Below are 1,275 nucleotides of genomic sequence, written 5' to 3' on the forward strand. Positions count from 1 at the left end.
GTGACACTTGGGACAGCTATTTTGCAGGCAAACGCTACAGCGCCGGCACGCCTTTCCGTCGCGCCGTCGAGGAGAACATTGTCGATACCGCGCATTCGATCCAGATCGGGTTGCGCGGCTCGCTGTTTTCGTCGACCGATATCAGCCAGTCGGTCGAACTCGGCTATGAGGTGTTGACGACCGACGATGTCTTTACGCTGGGCGCCGAGGGAGTTGCAACGCGCGTGCGTGCGCGCACCGCCGGGCGTCCAGTGTTCCTTACCTTCGACATGGACTTCGTCGACCCGTCTGCGGCACCAGGCGTTCAAACGCCCGAAGTCGGAGGCTTTTCAGCGCATGAGACGCTGACAATCCTGCGCAGGCTCAACGCTATCAATCTGGTCGGGTGCGACGTCGTGGAGACCAATCCGCTTTACGACGGGCCGGGTCAGATCACCGCGCTGCTGGCGGCGACCATCATGGCTGAGCTGCTTGCGCTGCTGGCCGATGAGCGGCGCAACGGCGCACAGACAGCAAAAACAGAGAGGAAGATTGCATGAGTTTGGTGGCGCAACGAATGCGCGGCCTGAAGCCATCGTCTACAATCGCGATGGCTGAGCGGGCGCGCGTGCTGCAGGCGGCGGGCAAACACGTGATTTCGCTGGCGTCTGGCGAACTCGATTTCGACACACCGCGCCACATTGCCGAAGCGGCAGCGCGCGCGATCGAAAACGGTGAGACGCGTTACACCGCCGTTGGCGGCACTCCAGCACTCAAGAACGCGGTCATCGCCAAGTTCCGCGACGAGAACGGTCTTAACTATCGCCCCGACCAGATCATCGTCGCAACAGGTGCCAAGCAGATTATCTTCAATGCGATGCTGGCCAGCCTCGATCCCGGCGACGAGGTCATCGTGGCCGCTCCATATTGGGTGTCTTATCCGGACATGGTTGAACTCGGCGGCGGCGTTGCCATCATTGCGTCAACCAGCGAAGCGAGTGGCTTCAAGCTTACAGCCGGTGGTCTTGCAGCCGCCATCACATCGCGCAGCCGTTGGTTGATCTTGAACTCGCCTTGCAATCCGACGGGCGGCGTCTATTCCGCCGACGAACTGGCGAGCCTTGCAGCGGTGCTGGAGAAGCATCCGAAGATCGGTGTGCTCACGGACGACATCTACGAGCATCTGCGCTTTTCAGATCAGCCGTTCAGCACGATCGCTGCCGTTGCCCCGGCGCTGATGAACCGCACGCTGACGGTCAATGGCGTATCAAAGGCTTTTGCCATGACCGGCTGGCG

Annotated in this window: 2 protein-coding genes; both read left to right on the plus strand. The window is 61.0% G+C overall.

From position 1 onward, the window contains the following. The coding region (locus EN935_RS36370; RefSeq protein ID WP_206534669.1) for an arginase family protein at positions 1-539 on the plus strand (539 nt) is incomplete at its 5' end. After that, the coding region (locus EN935_RS36375; protein ID WP_127374251.1) for an aminotransferase class I/II-fold pyridoxal phosphate-dependent enzyme at positions 536-1,275 on the plus strand (740 nt) is incomplete at its 3' end. The genes EN935_RS36370 and EN935_RS36375, both read left to right, overlap by 4 nt.

The organism is Mesorhizobium sp. M7D.F.Ca.US.004.03.1.1 (genome assembly GCF_003998635.1).
Classification (GTDB): Bacteria; Pseudomonadota; Alphaproteobacteria; order Rhizobiales; family Rhizobiaceae; genus Mesorhizobium; species Mesorhizobium loti.